Origin of the sequence: Nitrospirillum viridazoti CBAmc (genome assembly GCF_000730165.1) — a bacterium.
GTDB lineage: Bacteria > Pseudomonadota > Alphaproteobacteria > Azospirillales > Azospirillaceae > Nitrospirillum > Nitrospirillum viridazoti.
In genome coordinates this window covers 937,501-953,592 of the sequence record NZ_CP022110.1, presented here as the reverse complement: position 1 = coordinate 953,592, position 16,092 = coordinate 937,501, and the positions used below count along the sequence as shown (strand labels likewise).

Here is a 16,092-nt window from a genome sequence, read left to right as displayed (position 1 = left end):
CCATTCCGGCGTCACGGCACGGCGTCCACCACCGTCCGGCCGGCCGCGGTGCGGGCGATGGCCGCCGGGTCGTACATGTCCTGGGTGGAGGCCGGCGGCAGGGCGAACTGCCCCGGGGTCACCGCCCGCACCACATAGGCGAAGCGGAAGTTCTGGCTGGGCCCGGTATCCTCGTCCGCCTCGCCCCCGCCATCCTCGTCCTCATCCTCGTCCCGGTAGATCCAGGAGGGCTGGCCCGCGTCCAACACGCCGACGAAGCGGTCGTCGCGCGCTTCCGCCACGGCGGCGCGGCTGAGGTTCTTCAGCCAGTCCAGCGCCTTCGCGCCCTTCTTGGCCGGGCGCAGAACGCTCTCGATCTCCCATCCCGCCGGCAGGGGATCGACCGTCACCAGGGTGCGCTTCACATGCTGCTGCTGCACACCCGTCAGCACCACCACCAGCCGCGTGTTGCGGGCAACGTGGTCCGTGCCGGCGGGCTTGCCGTCCATGGTGTAGACCTCCTTGGTCAGGCTGATGCCCTCCGACACCGGGCCCGGGCTTTCCTTGGGCACGCCGCGCATCTGCACCGTGCGCCACACGGCGGCCGTGCCGCTGTTGACGACGCCGAAGCCGGCGGCCAGCTGTGCCGGGGTGGGGCTGTAGCTGAGCGCACGGCCGGTGGCGGCCTTGGCATAGCCGGTGGTGGTCAGGGAGATGGGCTGCCCCTTGGCCAGGATGGCCTGCGAGGCCAGCAGCAGCCAGCTTTTTTGATTGGTGTTGTAATACCAGGGCTCCTTCAGGCCCGTCAGCGCCAGGTGCAGCGCCGCCTCCTGCAGGGGGGCGTTGCCCGCCTCGGCCGCCACCGCCAGGGTGGCGGCGGCGTCGCGCAGCGGACTGCTGTAATAGTCGTGAGAGCCCTGGCCCAGGCGCTTGCGCGCCCGCTCGAACGCCACCTCCGCCCGCGCCTTGTCACCGGCCGCCAGCAGGGCGGCGCCCAGCTGGGCGTAGGCCAGCGGGCCGTTGGACAGCTGCTCCGCCGTCACATCGTGGATGTAGCGCAGGTTGGCCGGGGTGGCGTGGCCGCCCCGGGCCAGCAGGTACTGGCCGTAGACCACCGCCTCCCCGTCCGCCCCACGCGCGTCCACGCCCCGGTCGGTCGCTTGCGTCACCCAGTCGGCCAGGGACTGCATGGCCACGTCCGGCACGAAATAGCCGGCCGCCCGCGCGCGGGTCAGGAAGTCGAACACATACATCTGCAGCCAGGGTCCGCCCAGGCCGTCGCCCGCGGACCACAGCCCGAACTCTCCGGTGCTGTCCTGCCGCTGCAGCAGCCGGTCGATGGCCGTGTTCACCCGGTTGTCCGGATCCTTGACGTTGCCGTCCAGACCCAGCTGACGCGCCAGGTCGCGGAAGGCCACCAGCGGCAGGGCGCGACTGGTGGTCTGCTCGGTGCAGCCATAGGGGTAGAGGTCCAGATCCTTCATCAGGCCCGGCACGTCGATGCCGGGCAGGTTGGAATAGGACAGGGCGACGCTGCCCGTGCCGGGCAGGAACAGGTCCAGCAGGTTGGGCGGCAGGGTATAGGCCTCGCCCGGGGCCTGCTGGCGCTGCTCGGCCATGACGATGGGCGCCTCCGCCGGGCGGATGGTGATGGGCCAGGACCGTTCCAGCCTCAACCCGCCCGGCCCCTCAACCGACAGGGTCAGGCCGCCGATGCCGGCCGGGCCGCCCGCCAGGGCCACCGGCTGCACCACCCGCTGGCCGGAGGCCAGCGTGACGGTGCGCTTCGCATCCCCCGCCAGCTTCAGGGCGCCGTCCGCCGTCAGGGTGACGCGGTAGTCGCCCGCCGCCCCTTCCAGGTTGTGCAGCAGCAGCGTGCCGGCGGCGGTGTCGTTGGGCGCCAGGAAGCGCGGCAGGATGACCTCCGCCACCACGGGGTCGCGCACCGTCATGGCGCCCTCGGCCATGCCCATGCGGTCCTTGTCCAGGGCCACCGCCATCAGGCGCAGGCTGCCGTTGAAGTCGGGGATATCCAGCGTGACCTTGGCGTGGCCTTTGTCATCCAGCGCCACCAGGCCCGAGAACAGGGCCACGGTGCGGGTGGGCACCACCGGCAGGCCCACTCCGCCGGGAGAACCGCCGTCACCACCCTGGCGCAGCACGCCGGTCTGCCCCGCCTGGCTTTCCAGAAGGCGGCCGTAATCATCGCGCATCTCCGCCCCCAGCTTGCGCTTGGCGAAGAAATGGGCCAGCGGGTCGGGGCTGCGGAAACGGGTCAGTTGCAGGATGCCTTCATCCACCGCCGCCACGGTTACGTGGGCACCGGCCTTGGCCCCCGCCGCCGTCACCTGCACGTCGACCTTCTGCCGGGGGCGCAGGGTCTTGGGCGTGTCGATGCTGACCGCCAGCGCCTTGGCCCCGGAATCCACCGGAATCCAAGCCAGGCCCACGGCCCGCACCGGCTGATGGCCCACATCCTTGTCCGCCGGCCGGATGAAGGAGATGAGGGCGTAGGCGCCGGCCCCCCATTCCGCCTTCACGGGAATGTCCACCGTCACCGGCTCCGCGCCCGTGGCGCGCGTGGCCAGGATGCGGACCTCCTGTCCGGCGACGGCCACCTGCATCTGGCCGGCGAAGGGCGGCTCGATACGCAGGTGCGCCGTCTCACCCGCCGCGTAGGCCGCCTTGTCCAGGGCGGAGGGCACCACGTCCGGCGCGTCGGTGCTGGCCCCCGCCATGTACCAGCCGCTGTAGAAGGATTGGGTGGTGACGGCACCGGTGGCCGGATTCTCCACCAGCAGGCGATATTCGCCCCACTCCAGGCGCTGGCTGATGCGCGCCGGCTTGGCACCGTCCAAGTCCAGCGTGCCGTTGGCCACCGGGCGGTACTGGACACTGGTCTTGTACGACCACTGGAAGCCGCTGCGATACCAGGTGTAGTGGCGGTCGGCCTGCGCCAGGACATAGCGCACGCCCTTGGCCGCCTGCGGCACGCCGGTGGCATCCACCGCGAGGATGTCGAAATCGGCGCTGCCCCCTTCCCGCACCCGGTGGTTGGCGAACAGGGGGCGGATGCCCACGAAGCCGGCGCGATAGGTGACCGGCAGGGCCATCTGGTCGCGCGTCACCCGCCCGCCCGGCTCCACCACCGCGGCGGTGATGACGGCGTGCAGGGGGGCCGTGGCGGTCCCGGCCTCCGGCACCGGGAATTCCACCGCCGCCTTGCCGGCGCCGTCGGTGTGGGTGTCGACCGCCGGGGCTGTCTGCGGCTCGAACTTGTCATCGTCGCGGCCGAAGGCGAAGTCGGACCATTTGGCGAAAGGCTTGGGGTCGCGTTCCAGCCGCACCTCGCCCCCTACCGGCAGATCGCCGGCGGCGGCGCCATAGAGGAAGCGCGCCTCCACCGGCATCGTGGCCGGCTGGCCCGCCGCCAGCGCCGGCGTCGCGGGCTTGCCGATGGCGACCTTCAGCCGCTCCGGCACGAAATCTTGCACGTCGAAGGTCCCGCTGCCCACCACCGCGTCGCCGCCGGCGACGTACAGGTTGATGGTCCATTCGCCGCGCGGGGCGGCGGCGCTGATGGGAATGTCGACCGTGCCCGCGCCGCTGCTCAACTTGGCCGTCAGGTGGGCGGCCTCCACTCCGTCACTGCGGCGGACCACGGCGGCCACCATGTCCACAGCGGCGGTGCGGATCTGGGCGTCGCGCAGCACGAAGGCGGCGTGCACGGTCTCGCCCGGCCGATAAACGCCACGCTCGGTATAGACATAGGCGTCCAACGGGCCTGGGTCCGGGCGGCCGTCGGCCCCCCGGGCGCTGAAGTCGAAAGCGGCCCGCTCCAGCGACAGGGCTGCGAAGTCGGCCGGCGTGCTGGCGAAGGGGATCAGCGAGGGGCCGCCGGCGAAGGCCTCCACCAGCGCCGGGCGCGCCCCGCCCTTGCCCCGCAGCAGCCCGATGGGGAAACGGGCGATGCCGTCGCCGTCGGTCTTGGCCTCGCCCAAGGTGCCGGAATCGTGCGCCAGCAGCACCACCCGGGCGCCGGCAAGCGGTGTGGCCTTGGCCAGGGAGCGGGCGACGACCGTCAGGCCGTCACCCCCGGTCAACGCCGTCAGCGCCATGTCCGTCTCGACCAGCCAACGGGCGGCGGTGCGGGCCTCACGCTGGTCATAGGTCGTATTGTCGCGATCCTTCGCCAGCTTCTCATCCTCGACCACCAGCAGATAGGCGCCGGGCTGGCGGTCCTTCAGCACCTGGTCCAGGGGGAAGTTGGTGATGGTCCGCTTATTCTGCGCGCCCTTGGTCTCCATGGTGCCGGTCCAGACGGGCCGCACCTTGTCATTCACCAGGCTTTCCACGCTCCAGCCCGTCGGGTCCTGGTTCAGGGACAGGTTGGCCAGCGCCGTTTCCGGCGCGCGATAGAGGCCCAGCGTCACCCGGGCGATGTTGACAGTCTCCACGGCCACGCCGGCGTTGCCCACGCGCGGCAGGACATAGCCCGTGCCGGCGATGCGCACGCTGCCCGGCAGGTCATGCATCGTCAGGTGGAAGGTGAGGTTCCTGGGCAGGGTGTTGCCGTCGGCGGCGGGCAGGCCGGCGCGGACGGTGACGGTGTAGGCCTTGCCCGGCTCCAGCCCGCTGACGCACAGCTGGCGGTCATTGGCGGTGACGGCCACGTCCCCCGCCGGCTCCACCGCCACGAAGCCCGACAGGTCGCCGTGGTTTTCGGCCAGCGCGCCGTTGAACCAGACGCAAGCGCCGGTGGCGTCGGTGTCGCTTTGCGCCAAATTGCCCGAGGGTGCCAGGGGCCCGGCGGCCAGCGCCGTCGGGCACACGAAGGGGACGGCCAAGGCCAGGACGGCGGTGACCAGGCGGGCGACGAACGCGACGCAGCGTCTCATGCGAGACCCCGGGATATGAGGGAGGGTGCGGGCGGCGGAAGTGCCGCGCCGGTCGATCGTTGCGGCGGCTTTGTGGCGGCGTCAAGGCGGATCCGCAATCATAGCGTTCATCGCCATCAGGGTTATGACGCGCAGCCAGCTTGCCATTCCGCAGGCCGCGATCCTAACCGCGTGAAAGCCGCCCGGAGGGGTCGGAAAGCGGGCTTGTGCGGGTGGGATGGGTGACGGTGGCGGCCTTCCCCACCCCGGATTCCAGGGCGGAGTCGCGGCGAGCGGCCCCGATGTGGGCATCTTAAAAATGCGCATTGTGTCCGGACGGGCGATGCCCCACCATCCCGGCCCATAAACTTGTAAATTTAAATAAGGAATTGCCCGGATGTCCGCGCTCGTGCCCCCCCGCACCGCCGACCTGCACCCATCGCTGGGCGCCAGCCTGTCGGGCACGAACCTGGAACGGGCGGGGGACCACAACCAGCGGGTCATGCTGCAGGCCATCCGTGTCAGCGGCCCCATCACCCGGGCGGAGCTGGCCACCATCACCGGCCTGACGGCGCCGGCCATCGCCAACATCACCAAGCGCCTGCTGAACGACGGCCTGATCATGGAAGTGGGGCGCCTGCACGGCGCGCGCGGCCAGCCGGCCATGCGCCTGGCCATCAACCCCGACGGCTGCTACTCCATCGGTGTCAATATCGACCGCGACCATGTCACCGTGCTCGTGCTGGACCTGCTGGGCCAGGTGCGCCATCGCGCCACCCTGGACGTGGACTTTCCCCTGCCCGACACCGTGGCCGCCTTTTTCAAGGAACAGGTGGAGGCCTTTCAGGCCGCGGGCACCTTCCCGCAGGACCGCATCGTCGGCATCGGGGTCGCCATGCCCGACGACCTGGGGCGGGTGAACCTGCCCAACCGCCCCGCCAGCTATGAAGCCTGGAACACCGTCAACGTCGCCCGGCTGTTCTCCGCCATCCTGCCCCTGCCGGTGTTCCTGGAGAACGATGCGGCGGCGGCGGCCCTGGGTGAGCTGCAGTTCGGGCACGGCCTGCACGATCCCAGCTTCTTCTACATCCTGATCAGCCGGGGCCTGGGTGGCGGTATGGTCATCGATGGGCAGTATTTCCGCGGCGCCCAGGGCCGCAGCGGTGAGATCGGCTTCCTGCCCGTCTCCTCCCCCCGCACGCCGGCGACCTCCTTGCAGGAGGCGGTGTCGCTGTCGGCCCTGTTCAGCTTCCTCAAGGCCAACGGCTATCCGCTGTGCCAGCCGGACGAGTTGGCCGGCCTGGACGCCGCCGGCCAGTCCCTGGTCGCCCAGTGGCTGGACCTGGCGGCGGAACTGCTGACCGTGCCCATCATCGCCGTCAGCTGCCTGGTGAACCCGGAAGCCGTCTTCCTGGGCGGGCGCCTGCCCACCACCCAGCTGGATCGCCTGGCCCAGCTGATCACCGACCGGCTGCAGGCCCATGCCGGTACCATCCCCGTCATCGCCCCGGTCTACCGGGCCGCCACCGCCATGGACGCGCCGGCGGTGGGGGCCGCCATTCTGCCCTTCAACGACCGCCTGCTGCCGTCGCGCACCGCCCTGATGAAAACGGCTGCCGCCTGATGGGCGCTTGCGGGGGGCAGTCTGAACCTTCAAAAGATTAATATTTCAATTTTAATTTCTAATTGCCGACTTTATGGTCCCTCTCACTGGCCGGCCATATCGATTGCCGCGTGCGAGACAACGGCAGAAGAAATAAAAGGCCGCATACCAAAGGGTGTTCGCATGCCATCAGCCGCTCTCCTCGATGCCGCCGCGGTGCGCGGCCAGCTTAAGGCCTGGCTGGTGGAGCAAGCCTACCCCCTGTGGTGGGAGGTGGGGGCGGACCGGGTGAATGGCGGCTTCCATGAGAAGCTGGGCCTGGACGGCAAGCCGACCAACGATGCCCGCCGCGCCCGGGTGCAGGCCCGCCAGGTCTATTCCTATTCCGTCGCCGCCAAGTCCGGATGGAACGGCCCGGTGCGCGAGGCGGCGGAGCATGGCCTGACCTTCTTCCTGAACCATTACCGCCGACCCGACGGCCTGTTCCGCACCAAGGTGGCGCCGGACGGCACCGCCCTGGACGATACCGTGGTGCTGTACGACCAGGCCTTCGCCCTGTTCGCGCTCGCCGCCGCGCAGAGCGCCACGCCGGAGAACCGCAGGGCGGAGGAGATGGCCGTGGCCCTGCGCCAGCGCCTGCTGGACACCCTGCACCACGCCCAGGGCGGCTTCGAGGAGAGCCATCCCCGCACCCTGCCCCTGCTGTCCAACCCGCACATGCACATGCTGGAGGCATCGCTGGCCTGGATGGAGCAGGGCGGCGACGGCGGCTGGCGCGACCTGGCGGAAGAGATCGTGGGCCTGGCGCTCACCCGCTTCATCGACGACGACATGGGCGGGCTGAAGGAGTTCTTCGACGGCGACTGGCGGCCCCAGGCCGGCACGTCCGGCCGCATCGTCGAGCCGGGACACCAGTTCGAATGGTCGTGGCTGATGCTGCGCTGGGCGGCGCTGACCGGCAACAAGGCGGCCGCCGACGCCGCCTGGCGCATGATCGCTGTGGGCGAGGGGCCGGGCGTGGACCCGGCGCGCGGGGTGGCCATGAACGCCCTGCTGGACGACCTGACCCCCCACGACCCCGTCGCCCGCCTGTGGCCGCAGACGGAACGCATCAAGTGCGCCGTGCTGGCCGCCCTGGCCACCCGCGACGACGCCGACCGCAGCGACACCTACTGGACCATGGCCGCCAACGGCGGGCGCGGCCTGATGAAATACTTCGACACGCCGGTGAAGGGCCTGTGGCGCGACCGCCTGAACCCGGACGGCACCTTCGTCGAAGAGGCCGCACCCGCCAGCAGCTTCTACCACATCGTCTGCGCCATCCAGGAACTGGACCAGGCCCTGGGCACGGCGGGCCATCCCGGTTGATCCCGGCCCGGCGCCGCATTAGCCTCGCCCCACAAACAATAACAGGGGCAGTGACAATGCGGCATTTGATCGTCCTGATGGGGCTGCTGACGGCCACGCCCGCCCTGGCGGCGGTGGAGCGGGTGGAGATCACGGAGCGCACGGTGCTGGCCGACGGCGTCGCCTTCGGCACCGTGGGTCCCTACGAGAAGATCCGGGGTACGGCCTGGATCGCGCTGGACCCCGCCCTACCCGCCAACGCGCGCATCACCGATCTGGGCCTGGCGCCCAAGGACGGCCACGGCCATGTCGTCTTCGCCACCGACTTCCTGATGCTGCGTCCCACCAACGCGGCCGGCCGTAACGGCGCCCTGTTCTATGACGTCAACAACCGGGGCGGCATCGCGGCCCTGGGCCAGGTTAATGGTCACGTTCCGGCGCACAACGACCCCACCACCCTGGCCGATACCGGCAACGGCTTTTTCTTCAAGCGCGGCTATACCCTGCTGTGGTCCGCCTGGACCTGGGACGTGCAGCCAGGCGGCCCCGGTGACAAGCCCTTTATCCTGAAACCGCCCGTGGCCCGGGAAAAGGACGGCAAGCCCATCCTGGGCAAGGCGGCCTATGAGTTCATCGTCGATAAGCCGGCCGAGACCGCAGCTTACGTCGGCATGAAGGGCGTCCCCTACCCCTTCGCGACCGAAGGCGCCCCCGACGCCGTGCTGACCGAGCGGGACGCCCCGGACGCGCCGCGCCATCCCATCGCACGCGGCGCCTGGACCTTCGTGGAAAACCCCGACGGCGGCCTGCCGGTGGAGGTGCGCATGGAGGGCGGCTTCCAGACCGGCAAAATCTATGAGGTGGTCGTCCCCTCCCGCGATCCTTACGTGGTAGGCGTGGGCTTGGCCGGCATCCGCGACCTGCTGTCCTTCTTCAAGACCCAGCCCTTCGCCGGGCAGCAGCCGCTGGACCGCGCCCTGATCTTCGGCATTTCACAGTCCGGGCGCGTCATCGACACCATGCTTTACAATGGCTGGAACCGGGATGAGGAGGGCCGCCCGGCCTTCGACGGCGCCTATGCCCAGGTACCCGGCGCCGGCAAGGGCGCCTTCAACCAGCGCTTCGGCATGGCCACCCGCCACTTCAGCCCGCTGGTGGAGCAGATCTATTTCTCCGACGCCTTCCCCTTCACCACCACGCCCTCCACCGACCCGGTGACGAAACAGACCGGCTCCCTGCTGGACGGCGCGCGGGCGGCCGGTCCGCTGCCCAAGATGATCTTCGCCAACACCTCGGCGGAGTACTGGAACCGTTCCGCCTCCCTGCTGCACATCACGCCGGACGGCAGGGCGGACGCCGCCATCGACCCCTCCGCCCGCATCTACATGCTGGCGGGATCGCAGCACTATGTCGGCCGCAGCCATGAGCGCTGGCCCTACACCGCCTGCGTCAACACCACCAACCATTATCCGGTGGAGCGCGCGCTGGTGGTGGCGCTGGATAACTGGGTGCAGGGCAAAGCGGCGCCGCCGGACAGCGCCGTGCCCAAGCTGGCGGACGGCACCCTGATCAGCGCCGACGCCTACAAGGCCGCCTTCGCCAAGGTGCCCGGCCTCACCCCGCCGCTCAGCCCCCTGATGCCGCCGCGCCTGGATTTCGGTCCGCGCTATGCGCAGGGCATCGCCGACACCGTGCCCCCGGCGCGGGGCCAGCCCTACCCCACCCGCGTGCCGGCGCCTGACGCCGACGGCAACGACCGGGGCGGCATCCGGCAGGTGGAGCTGGAAGTGCCGCTGGGCACCCACACCGGCTGGAACCTGCGGGTGCCGGAGACCGGCTTCGACGCCTACCAAGGCCGCTTCGACGGGTCCTTCGTACCCTTCGCCCGCACGGAGGCGGAACGGGCGGCGGCCCATGATCCCCGGCCGTCGCTGGCCGCCCGCTATCCCACCCGCCAGGATTTCCTGGACAAGGCGAAGGCCGCCATCGCCCGCGAGGTGGCCGCCGGCTGGGTGCTGGCGGAGGAGGCGGACAGCCTACTGGCCGACCAGGGCGCGCTCTACGATCGCATCATGGCCCACGACCCGGCCGATACCGGCTGCGGCTATCTCTTTCCCAGCTGAGCCGCCACTTGGTCATGACATGAACGCTAGCGGAACGACGGGAAAAATCGCTTCGCCGGGCGCAACGCTCATTCCCGGAACAATATAGGATTTCAATATTCCCACCGGGATATGGTGGACAATTGCCGCTGTTCACCGGGAAGGGATATCCATGTCGATGACCGCCAAGACCAATTGGCCCCACATCGAGGCGGCGCTGGACCAGTTGCTGGATTTGCCCACGAGCAGCCGCTCGGCCGCCCTGTTGCGCCTGGCCGGGGACGACGCCATCGTCCTGGCTGAATTGCGCACCCTGCTGGCGCAGGTGGAGCGGAATGAAACGTGGCTGGACCGGCCGGCCGGCCTTGGCCCGGTCGACGGCATCGCGCCGCCCCCCTTCCACGGGCTGTCGCCGGGTCAGCGTATCGGCGCCTATCGGGTGATCGCGCCCATCGGCCGGGGTGGCATGGGCGAGGTCTATCGCGCGGAACGCGCCGACGGCCATTTCGAGCAGCAGGTAGCCCTGAAGCTTATCCGACGCGAGGCGGTTGAGCACATCGACCGTTTCCAGGCGGAACGGCAGATCCTCGCGCGCCTGGACCACCCGGCCATCACCCGCATCCTGGACGGCGGACTGCATGACAGCCAGCCTTACATGGTCATGGAACTGGCGGAGGGGCAGTCCATCACGGCCTGGTGCCGCGATCGCGGGATGGGGCTGGACGGCCGCCTGACGCTGTTCCTGGCTGTCTGCGACGCGGTGGCCTATGCCCACCGCAACCTGATCGTCCACCGGGATCTGAAGCCCGGCAACGTCCTGGTGACGCCCGAGGGGCAGGTGAAACTGCTGGATTTCGGCATCGCCAAGCGCATCGTCACCGGCGACGGGGGCGCCCCCGAGACCCTGCTGGCGCCCCTCACGCCCGGCTATGCAGCGCCGGAGCAGCTTCTGGGCGGCCCGGTGAGCACGGCCACCGACGCCTATGCGCTGGGCATGCTGCTTTACGAATTGCTGGCGGGCGCGCGGCCCTGGACGCTGGAAGGCATGCCCCTGGCGCTGGCCGTCCGCGCCGCCCTGCAGGAGGTGCCGCCACCCCTGTCCCAGTTCGCCGCGCGATCCGATGGCGCCCCGCCGGTCCCCGTGAAGGAGTTGACGGGCGACCTGGACGCCATCGTCGCCAAGGCCCTGCGCAAGGAGCCCAGCCAGCGGTACCAGACCGTCGATGACCTGATCCGCGATGTCCAGCGCATGCGCCAGGGGTGGCCGGTCTCCGCGCGCGCCGGTTCCCGGCTGTATGTCATGGGCCGCTTCGCCAAGCGCCACCGCTTGCCCATCGCGGCGGCCGGCCTGCTCACCCTGGCCATCCTGGGGGGCCTGGGCGGCGTCACTTGGCAATATTTGCGCGCCCAGCGGCAGGCTACCCGGGCGGAGACCATCAAGGCCTTCGTCGTCAGCCTCTATGCCGGCCGTGACCCTGGCTTCCCCAAGGACAGACAGCGCCGCGACGTCACGGCGGAAAAGCTGCTGGATCTGGGCGTCGGCCGCATCGAGCGGGAATTCGCGCAGGACCCCGAACTGGCGCTGGAGCTATATGGCATCACCAGCGACCTTTACACCGCGCTCAGCGATCCGGAGCGCACGGCGCAGATGGTGGAGAAGCGGGCCGCCCTGGCGCGAACGGTTTATGGCGAGAGCCATCCGCTGGTCATCGAGATGATGCTGCGGCAGGCCTGGAACGCCATCATGGCCGGCGACCTGCCCCAGGCGAACGGCTTGCTGGACAAGACGGACGCGCTGCTGCGCACCTCCGGCCAGGACAAGACGGCGGTGCGCGCCTATTGGCTGTTGTGCAAGGCGGAAGCGCTGCATGGCGATCCTGGCACCATCGCCATTCGCCGCGCGGATGTCGACCAGGCGGTCGCGCTGTATGAACGCTACGCCCCCGACCACCCTTTTTATCCCTCCGCCCTGCAAAACGCCGCCATCCTGCACAAGCGGATGGGGGAGTATGCCGGCGCCGTAGCCCTCTATGACAAGGCCCTGGCCCGCTTCAGCCAGAGCGGCGATGACGTGACACAGGTCTACATCCTGATTAATCGTGCCAACGCCCTGGAGCCGGCGGGCCGGCTGGAAGAGGCCCGGCAGAGCTATGAGCGGGCCGCCGCTGTAGCGCTGGAGGTCGTCGGCCAAGGCGGACTTTATTGGACCGCCCAAGCCCGCCTGGCCACCCTGTTGCACAAGCAAGGGCGACGGGCGGAGAGCATGGTCCTGTTCGAGGAACTGGCCAGGACAGTGCCGCAAGAGGCCAGCGCCGACCAGATAACGGAAATGGTATGGCAAGCCTATGCCGATGCCCTGACCAATGAGGGGCGGCCCAGCGAGGCCATTCCCATCCTGGAACGCCTGCGCACCATTTTTGAGAAGCGCCTAACGGACGAAAGCACGCTGCGCCTGCTGCGCGCCCAACTGGGCACGGCCTATGGCATGGCGGGGCGCAGCAGCGAGGCCCGGACGCTGCTGACTCAGGCCGCCGCCGACTATGCCAAAGCCCAGCCTGGCAGTTTCGACTGGGTGGAAGCGGAAGGGCGGCTGGGCTGGTTCCTGCTGAATGATGGGGACAAGGAGGACGCCACCCACGCCTTCGACACCATCCTGGCAATGCAGGGGCGGGTGCAGCCGACCTCGCCCACCATGGCCCTGGCCTGGGCCGGCCGTGCCCGCCTGGCCCTGAGCCGGGGCGACATACCAGCAGCGGCGCAGGCGGCGGAGCAGGCCTTCACCGCCTACGGCCAAGTGCAGGCGGCGCACGACATCCCCATCCATACCCGCCTGCTGCTGACCCGCAGCGCCGTGCGCCTGGCCGCAGGCGACAAGGCGGGGGCGGGGCAAGACGCGGCCCTGGCGCTGGCCGACGCCCAGCGCACCGACGCGCCGGGCAGCCCCGTCATCCGCCAGGCGCGCGACGCCGCGGCCGCGGCCGGGGCGTGAGGGGGAGCGGATACCTATGGACATGTCGACGAACGCGACCCAGGACTGGGGGCGCATAGAGGCGGCGCTGGACCATCTGCTGGACCTCCCCGCCACCGAGCAACCGATGGCCCTGCTGCATCTGGCCGGGGGCGACGCCGGGCTGCTGGCCAAGTTGCGGCGGCTGCTGGATCAGATGGCCCGCGAGGAAACCTGGCTGGACCGGCCCGCGCTTCAGGACCCGGGGCCCCTCGACTCACCCGGGAATGCCCCGGCCGCCCCCTTCGCCAGCCTGGCGCCGGGCCAGCGGGTCGGCGCCTACCGCGTCATCGGCGTCATCGGCCGGGGCGGCATGGGGGAGGTCTACCGGGCGGAACGGGCCGATGGCCATTTCGAGCAACAGGTGGCCCTGAAGCTCATCCGGCGGGAGGCCATCGACCATGTCGACCGCTTCCAGGCGGAGCGACAGATCCTCGCCACCCTGGAGCATCCGGCCATCACCCGCATCCTGGATGGCGGGATGTATGACGGCCAGGCTTACATGGTGATGGAACTGGTGGAGGGGCAGCCCATCACCGCCTGGTGCCGTGACCACAATGTGGGCTTGGATGGCCGCCTCACCCTGTTCCTGGCCGTCTGCGACGCGGTGGCCTGCGCCCACCGCAACCTGATCGTCCATCGCGACCTGAAGCCCGGCAACGTCCTGGTGACGCCCCAGGGACAGGTGAAGCTGCTGGACTTCGGCATCGCCAAGCGCATCGTCAGCGGCGAGGAAGGCGACCCCGAGACCCTGCTGGCGCCGCTCACGCCCGGCTATGCCGCACCGGAGCAGCTTCTGGGCGGCCCGGTCAGCACGGCCACCGACGCCTACGCCCTGGGCATGCTGCTTTATGAGTTGCTGGCCGGCGCGCGGCCGTGGACGCTGGAGGGCATGCCGCTGGCGCTGGCCGTCCGCGCGGCCCTGCAGGAGGTGCCGCCCCCCTTGTCGCAATTCGCGGCGCGGACCGACGGTCCGCCGCCGGTGCCGGTGAGGAAGCTGGTGGGCGACCTGGACGCCATCGTCGCCAAGGCCTTGCGCAAGGAGCCGGCCCAGCGCTACGGGACCGTCGACGCCCTGGCGCGCGATGTGGAGCGCATGCGCGACGGCCTGCCGGTCTCCGCCCGGTCGGGGTCCCGGCGCTACGTCCTGGGCCGCTTCATGAAGCGCCATCGCCTGCCCCTGATGGCCGCCGGACTGCTGACCCTGGCCGTGCTGGGCGGCTTGGGCGGGGTCACCTGGCAGTATTCGCGCGCTCAAAAGGCCGTGGCCCGGGCGGAGACCATCAAGGCCTTCGTCGTCAGCCTGTTCGGCGCCACCGACGCGGGTTTCCCCACCGACCGGAGCCGACGCGACGTGCCGGCGGAAAAGCTGGTGGATCTGGGGGCGCGCCGGGTGGAGCAGGAATTCGCGCAAGACCCCGGCCTGGCCCTGGAGCTGTATGGCATCACCCGTCAGCTATATCAGTCACTGGACGACGCCGAAAGCGCCACCCGGATCGCCACCCAGCGAACCGACCTGGCTCGCAAGCTTTACGGCGATGATCATCCGATCGTTATCGACTCCCTGTTTGACGAGGCCTGGGGCGCCATCACCGCTTACGACATGGGCAAGGCGCGCCAGGTGATGGCGACCCTGGACGCCGTGCTGCGCGCCTCCGGCCGTGACGAGACGGCGTATCGCGCCCAGTGGTGGATGGCGCAGGCGGCCCTGCTGAAAAGCGGGCCCGACAGCCAGTCGGCCCGGCGGCAGGCGCTGGACCAGGCGATCGCGCTCTATGAACGTCATGCCCCGGATGACCCGGACTATATCCGGGCCCTGCAGAACGCGGCGATCCTGCGCGTGCAGACGGGTGATTATGCCGTGGCGGCAGCGCTGTATCAGAAAGCCCTTGATCATCGGTTGGCGACCGACGGGGCGGACGGCGTCGGACTCGCCCCCATCCTGGTCAACCAGGCCGTCGTTTTCGAGCGCCTGGGACGCACCGCGGAGGCGGTGCGGAATTATGAGCGCGCCGCACCCCTGGCCTTGGCGGCTGACGGCGTCGGTCCCTCTTACTGGTTTGCCTTGGCCCAACGCGCGAAATTATTGCACAAGCTGGGCCGGCGCGCTGAGGCATTGGCGCTGTACGACACCCTGCTGGCGCAGATCCGCGACAACCCCACGCCGGGTTCACCCCACATCCGCACCACCGCCGCCCAGGTCCAGCTGCTGTACGCCAACAGCCTGACGGCGGAAGGCCGCGCGGCCGACGCGCTACCCATCCTGGAACGGCTACGGCCCATCTTTGAAAGCCAGCCCGACGATCCGCGCGACATGCGGCGGTTGAGATTGGCGCTGGCACTGGCCAGCGCCCAGCTGGGCCGGGACGATGCGCGCGTGCTGCTGTCCCAGCTGCTGACGGAGAACATGGCCAAGGAACCCGATGGGCAGGACACGCAGGACCTGCGCGGCCAGTGGGGATGGTACCTGCTGTCCCAGGGAAACACGGCGGACGCGGCGCAGGTGTTCGACGGCGCCATTCGTGATGAGGCGCGATTGCGCCTCACATCCATCACGCCGACCCTGGCCTGGACCGGACGGGCGCGACTGATGCTGGGCCAAGGGAAGGTCACGGAGGCGGAGGCCGACATCGAACACGCCAAGGCCGCCTATGACGGCCTGCGCGCGGCACACGATGTCCGCATCCACACCCGCCTGCTGCTGACGCGCAGCGCGGTGCGCCTGGCCGCGGGCGACCGGGCCGGCGCCGTGCACGACGCGGCCACGGCGCTGGCCGAGGCCCAGCGCACCGACGCACCGGACAGCCCGCTCATCCGCCAGGCCCGCGATGCGGTGGCCGCTGCCGAGGAGAAAAACCAGGCGCATTAAAAAATTTATATGCCCCCCTGTCCGGTTTGATCCGGCGACCGGGTTTTCCTTCGGGTGTGTTCACCCGCCGAACAGAGTGCCCAGCAAAGAAACCTCGGCGCCATCTGGAAGGAAGTCCCGGACATGTCGTATCCCGCCCTTCAGGCCGACTATCCAGCGGCCCCCTTGAGCTTGCCCCGTGCCTTTCCCGCCGACGATGCCGCGGACATGTCCGTCAGCGACAGCGCCGGCCTCGGGGGCCACAAGACCAGCGGCCAGATCGCCCAGTTGGCGCGGCGCTTTCATCTGCCGGTGGGGCCCCGCCTGTC

Annotated in this window: 7 protein-coding genes (1 of these 7 only partly in view); 6 read left to right on the top strand and 1 reads right to left on the bottom strand. The window is 69.9% G+C overall.

The features are described 5' to 3' along the window. Positions 1-11: 11 nt before the first annotated feature. Positions 12-4,877 carry an alpha-2-macroglobulin family protein gene (locus Y958_RS04430; protein ID WP_088871047.1) on the bottom strand — a complete coding sequence of 1,622 codons (4,866 nt, stop codon included), beginning with the start codon at positions 4,875-4,877 and terminating at the stop codon, positions 12-14. Positions 4,878-5,253: 376 nt separating this feature from the next. Between Y958_RS04430 and Y958_RS04425 the strand changes: the two genes are divergently transcribed. From Y958_RS04425 to Y958_RS04400, 6 genes are all read left to right on the top strand, one after another. Beyond that, on the top strand, positions 5,254-6,480 hold the full coding sequence (locus Y958_RS04425; RefSeq protein ID WP_088871046.1) for an ROK family transcriptional regulator: 1,227 nt from the start codon (positions 5,254-5,256) through the stop codon (positions 6,478-6,480). Positions 6,481-6,642: 162 nt separating this feature from the next. Continuing rightward, a complete protein-coding gene (locus tag Y958_RS04420; RefSeq protein WP_088871045.1) occupies positions 6,643-7,827 on the top strand; it encodes an AGE family epimerase/isomerase in 1,185 nt (394 codons plus the stop codon). A gap of 56 nt (positions 7,828-7,883) precedes the next feature. Then, positions 7,884-9,929, top strand: coding sequence for an alpha/beta hydrolase domain-containing protein (locus Y958_RS04415; RefSeq protein WP_088871044.1), 2,046 nt, complete (start codon positions 7,884-7,886; stop codon positions 9,927-9,929). 151 nt (positions 9,930-10,080) lie between these two features. Beyond that, complete coding sequence (locus tag Y958_RS04410) at positions 10,081-12,897, top strand: protein kinase domain-containing protein (protein WP_088871043.1); 2,817 nt, start codon at positions 10,081-10,083, stop codon at positions 12,895-12,897. Between the two features lie 22 nt (positions 12,898-12,919). Then, entirely contained in the window at positions 12,920-15,784 is a 2,865-nt protein-coding gene (locus tag Y958_RS04405) for a serine/threonine-protein kinase (RefSeq protein ID WP_186291257.1), read from the top strand. A gap of 123 nt (positions 15,785-15,907) precedes the next feature. After that, on the top strand, positions 15,908-16,092 hold the 5' portion of the coding sequence (locus tag Y958_RS04400; RefSeq protein ID WP_088871041.1) for a helix-turn-helix transcriptional regulator. 829 nt of this gene lie beyond the right edge of the window; only the first 185 of its 1,014 coding nucleotides appear in the window; its start codon is at positions 15,908-15,910; the stop codon falls past the right edge of the window.